The sequence below is a fragment of the Marinobacter sp. genome, assembly GCF_035268745.1.
Lineage (GTDB): Bacteria > Pseudomonadota > Gammaproteobacteria > Pseudomonadales > Oleiphilaceae > Marinobacter.
This window is the reverse complement of sequence record NZ_DATFKH010000244.1, coordinates 1-4,932: the sequence shown is the minus strand read 5'-3', so window position 1 is coordinate 4,932 and position 4,932 is coordinate 1. Positions and strand designations below refer to the sequence as shown.

General features: G+C 58.0%; 5 protein-coding genes. 4 read left to right on the top strand and 1 reads right to left on the bottom strand.

The window, feature by feature from the left end; all coding sequences use genetic code 11:
- Both VJ956_RS15875 and VJ956_RS15870 read left to right on the top strand, forming a co-directional pair.
- The coding region (locus VJ956_RS15875) for an LUD domain-containing protein (protein ID WP_324086018.1) at positions 1–188 on the top strand (188 nt) is incomplete at its 5' end.
- Positions 185–1,117: a DMT family transporter gene (locus tag VJ956_RS15870; RefSeq protein ID WP_324086017.1), complete on the top strand. Its 933-nt coding sequence runs from the start codon at positions 185–187 to the stop codon at positions 1,115–1,117. The genes VJ956_RS15875 and VJ956_RS15870, both read left to right, overlap by 4 nt.
- Before the next feature lie 11 nt (positions 1,118–1,128).
- On the opposite strand, the gene gloA is transcribed toward VJ956_RS15870, so the two are convergent.
- The gene (gene gloA, locus VJ956_RS15865) at positions 1,129–1,677 is read right to left on the bottom strand and encodes a lactoylglutathione lyase (RefSeq protein WP_324086016.1); all 549 of its coding nucleotides are present in this window, start codon (positions 1,675–1,677) and stop codon (positions 1,129–1,131) included.
- Between the two features lie 280 nt (positions 1,678–1,957).
- On the opposite strand from gloA, the gene VJ956_RS15860 reads away from it, so the two are divergent.
- On the top strand, positions 1,958–3,013 hold the full coding sequence (locus tag VJ956_RS15860) for a lysylphosphatidylglycerol synthase transmembrane domain-containing protein (protein WP_324086015.1): 1,056 nt from the start codon (positions 1,958–1,960) through the stop codon (positions 3,011–3,013).
- Positions 3,013–4,932, top strand: a 1,920-nt coding sequence (locus tag VJ956_RS15855) for a glycosyltransferase (protein WP_324086014.1), incomplete at its 3' end; no start/stop codon positions are given. The genes VJ956_RS15860 and VJ956_RS15855, both read left to right, overlap by 1 nt.

Here is a 4,932-nt window from a genome sequence, read left to right as displayed (position 1 = left end):
TGGCAGTGCTCTATGCCAGCGAGCTTTACGCAACCTTTCACGAGGCCATGCAGGCCCAGCGCTGGCATGAGAGCATGCCGACCAATGCCCTGCTGGTGTCCGGCCCGTCAAAAACCGCAGATATCGAGCAAACCCTGGTTTACGGCGTACACGGACCCAAAGAGCTGATTGTTCTGGTCATCGAGTGATCCGCGGTGCTCTGCTGATTGCCCTGGCGGCGCTGCTCTGGGCAACCACCGGCATAGTGGCAAAATTCCTGTTCACCGGCTCGGACTTGCAGGCCATTGCGCTGGCGTTTCTGCGTCTGGTGGTGGCAGTGCCGTTCTTCCTTGCCCTGATGCTCAGGGAACAGAAAGCCGAAGCCCGGACCGCCCGGGCCGAATCACGCCCACCCCGGCGGCTGACGCGGACAGCACTGGTGCCGCTGTTGGCCCTGGGGGTCTTCCAGACGTTCTACCAGGGTAGCTACCTGGTGGCGGTTGATCTGACCGGCGCAGGCATCGCCACCCTGATTACGCTCTGCCTGGCACCGGTGCTGGTGGCGATCATGGCGGCACCACTGCTGGGGGAAAGGCCGGGCATTATCACCATGCTGGCATTGCTGGCCGCCATCGCCGGCACCGCCATGCTGGTGATCAGTGATATGGACAGCGCCGGGGAGTTACGCCTAGCCGGTATTCTGACCGCGGTTTTTGCGGCGTTCATTTATGCCGGGTTCACCCTCACCAGCCGGCACAGCTCCACCGGCGCACCGGTGTTCACCACCGCGTTTATCTGCTTTCTGACCGCCACGGTTATCCTGCTGCCGGTGGTATGGGGCATCGGAGGATTCGCCGGCATGGCCAGCCTGAGTGCCGGGCAATGGCTGATGGTGATCTATATCGGCGCGGTTCCCACCTGTCTTGGCTACCTGAGCTTTTTCACCGGCATGAGAACCACGCCGGCGACGCTGTCCAGCATTATTGTCACCCTGGAGCCGCTGTTTGTGGCGCTGCTGGCCTGGGTATTCCTGGGGGAAGTGCTGGGCCTGGTGGGCCTGACCGGGGCGATCATTCTGACCGCCGCGGTGATTGTGGCATCGCAAAACAGCCTCAGGCAGGCGCCGGGAGCTGCCTGAGGCTGAGCTGATCAGGCGTCTTTACGCTGTTTTTCCAGCATGTCCGGTTGCAGGATCTCGATCCAGTAGCCATCCGGGTCCTTCACAAAGGCGAGGCCTTTCATCATGCCGTCGTCCGGTTTCTTGGCAAACTCAACGCCCAACCCTTCAAACCGGTCACAGGCCGCATACACGTCCGGCACTGCAAAACCGATATGGCCAAAGCCCTGGGGCTCGTCGTTGCCATTGTGGTAGCTGAAACCGGGCTCGTCTTCCGTTCCCCAGTTGTGGGTCAGTTCCAGCATGGCTTCGCGGCCGAAAATGAAGGTGGTGCGGTGGGCATCGTCGCCGGGCACAAGGTTGGCCTGGCGGTCATCAAGGAAGGCCAGAAAATAGAGCGTGAAGTTCATCTCCGGGAAGTCGAGCTTTCGGACCAGGCGCATGCCCATCACCCGGGTGTAGAAGTCCAGCGACCGCTCCGGGTCCTTGATGCGCATCATGGTCTGGTTGAACACAAAGCCTTCGGTTTCCGGAACCGGTTCCTGATGAAGACCGGGAGCTTGTTCGAAGTGCCTGGGCATGGGAAAACTCGCTTTTTGCAATGGAATTTAACTTATTAATCCGTGCGTTAGTAAGCAAACAGGTCTTTGCAAAACCTGTTCGCCTGGTTCTTTGACTATCAGCATTACCTGTGTGCGTTCCAAAGAAAATTCAAGGCCGGGGTGAAAGCAACCACGAACATCGCTGCGGCCACCAAGTGGATAGTCATTAAGAAATCAATCGCTGGCGCTGTGCTAAACTGCGGCTTTTCCAGAATCAGAGCCCCACTATGGACCAGGTCCCCGGCACACTGGCAGCTTCATGACGACACCCGCTGAAAAAGAATATCGCAGTAACGCCTCTGCCAGACGGCTGGCCCTGTTCACCCTGACCTTTATCGTCATGACCGCGGCAGGGCTCTATGCCGTCTATGACCAGTTTGCCGGGCGCAGTCTCGAATTTGATGCCCGGCTGGTCGCCCCCGGCACCCTGGCGGCGGTGGCAGCGCTACTACTGGTGTATTTCAGCGCTGACGGTCTGCGCCTGCATTTCACGCTGCGGGCACTTGGCCACAGGTTGCCCCTGCCGGTGATTACCCGCCTGGTGTTTATCAATCTGTTCTTCTCAAACGTGACACCCATGGCCACCGGTGGCGGCTTTGCCCAGATCTGGTACCTGCAGAACCACGGCGTTCCACTGGGCCGGGCAACCGCGGCAACCACCATTCGCACGGTGCTGGCAGTGATCTTCATTTTTTCCCTGACTCCTATTTTCCTGCTGACCCTTGATGCTTTCAAGGGGGAATCACTGGCGGGCGATTTGGGGCCGGTACTGGCGCTGCTTATTGTTCTCTACCTGGGTTTCTTTCTGGTGGCCCTGTTCCGCTCGCGCTGGCTGATCGGCCCCCTGACTGCCCTGCTGCGGCTTATGCGCCGGCTGCACCTGATCAGCGCAACCCGGCATCGGCGCTGGCAGTTCAAGGCACGGCGGGAGATGCTGCGGTTTTCTCTCAGCTTCGGGCATTACCTGAGGGGCCCGAAACTGTTGGTGGGCCTGTCGGTGTTTTTTACCGGACTGTTTCTGCTCAGCCTGTTCAGTTTTCCTGCCCTGCTGATGTGGGCTCTGGATTATGACGTGGATTATCTGGTCAGCCTGGGCCTGCTGGTGGTCACGACTTTCGTGATGTACTTTTCCCCCACCCCCGGTGCGTCCGGAATCTCCGAGGGCCTGTTCGGAAGCTTTTTCCGGGATATTATCGGTTCCGGGCATCTGGTACTGATTACCCTTGCCTGGCGGTTTATCACCATTTATCTTGGCATGCTGATCGGGCTGATTGTCCTGCAGAGGGAGCTGATCGATAACCGGAAGAATGCCTGATGACGCGACCGCACACCCTGAAAATACTCTTCTACGCCAACCTCGCCATCGTGCTGCTGCTGGTTGGCTACAAGGTCTATCTCAATTTCTACCAGCCGGACTTCCAGGTGCTGCACACCGGGCAGGTGGATCTGATCGAAAACCGGCTGGCCGGTAAAGACAGCTTCAGTTTCGCGGTGGTTGGCAATATCAACAATTCCATCGGGGTGTTCGAAGAGCAGATTATTCCGGAGCTCAATCAGGCCGGGCTGGATTTCATGGTGTCGGCCGGTAACGCCGTCAGCAGCGGTGGCGAAGACAAATACCGGGCCATCCAGGGCACGCTTGACCGCCTGACCATTCCCTACCTGCTTACCTTCGGGGAGAACGAGGAGGAAAACTTCGGCGCTTTCCGGTTCTACGAGCATTTCGGGCCCCACTTCTACAGCGTCAATACCCCCCAGACCCGGCTGATTTTTCTCGACAGCACCGGCAAAACCCCCTGGCGCTGGCAGATGCGCTGGCTCAAGGACCTGCTGGACCAGGACAAGAACCGACCGACCTTCCTGTTTATCGGCCACCCGGTTCTGGAGCCGGCGGAGGAAGGGCCGTTCGAGCAGTCCGGGGATTTCCTCCGCCCCCTGGCCTTCAAGAATGCCCTGCTGGCACTGGCCTCGGATTTCGGCATAGACGCGGTTTTTTCAGCCAATCTCTCCCTCTATGCGGCCCAGACATTCAGTAATATCCGCTTCATCACGACGGGAGGTGCCGGTGGCCTGGTGCTGAGCGATGATACCAGTTTCTACCATTACGTGCGGGTGGATGTCGCGGCCGACGGCACGGTCAGTTATACCCTCAAACCCATGGAGGCCGGTTCCAACGCCATAGTCAGCACCCTGGAATCACTCTGGTTCTTTATCTATTCGCTGTTCTACGTGGGTTATGTGAACTTTCTGATCCTGGTGGCGCTGTTTGTGCTGATTGCAACCAAACTCTACAGCGCGATTTTTGTCGAGAAGGACTACTACCCGAATTACGATCTGGACCCCGGGCCCTGGCGCAACAAGCCCCTGCGCATTGCCATGTTCACCAACAATTACCTGCCTTTCATAGGCGGTGTGCCGATATCGATCGACCGTTTGCGGCGGGGCCTGCAGACCCTGCATGATTCGGTAATGGTGGTCGCGCCCAGCTATCAGGACCAGCCAAAAAATGAAAAAAGCGTACTGCGGGTTTCCTCTCTGCTATCGATGGGTGAAAAACGGGAGTTCCGTCTGGCGAACATCTTCCTGCCCCGTATCCGCAGACGGATAAAAATATTCCAGCCTGATGTGATTCATCTGCACCACCCGATCTGGATGGGGTCTCTGGGCATGTTTATCGGCCACTGGCTGAAGGTGCCGGTTATCTACACCTACCACACGCGGCTGGAACACTACGCCCATTTCGTGCCGCTGCCGGGCAATCTGTTCCGCAACTTTATTTCCCATAGCCTGATCAAACGCTTCGCCAACAAGTGCGACGCGGTGATCGTGCCAACCGATTCGACCGAAGAATACCTGCGCATGATCGGTGTCAAATCGCACATCTTCGTGCAGCCCACCGGCATCGAATACCATCGTTTTCAGGAAGTGTCCGAGGATGAGGTCCGCAGTCTTCGGGAATCCCTGGGCATTCAGGATGAAACCGTATTTATCACCGTCGCCCGGCTCTCCAACGAGAAAAATATCGACTTCATGATTGATGCCATTCATGCCCTGCGCCAGCGTTCAGACCATCCTTTCCGGTTCCTGATGATCGGCGAAGGCCATCAGCATGAGCGGCTGCAGCAGCGCATTGACGAGCTGGACCTGAACCGGCATTTCACCCTGATAGGCTCGGTTCCGCCGGAGGACATGGCGACCTGGTATCACCTGGGTGATGCCTTTCTGTTTGCCTCC

Excerpts from the sequence above, each read along its gene's own strand:
- gloA (WP_324086016.1), bottom strand. The coding sequence starts at position 1,677 with ATGCCCAGGCACTTCGAACAAGCTCCCGGTCTTCATCAGGAACCGGTT.
- VJ956_RS15860 (WP_324086015.1), top strand. The coding sequence starts at position 1,958 with ATGACGACACCCGCTGAAAAAGAATATCGCAGTAACGCCTCTGCCAGA.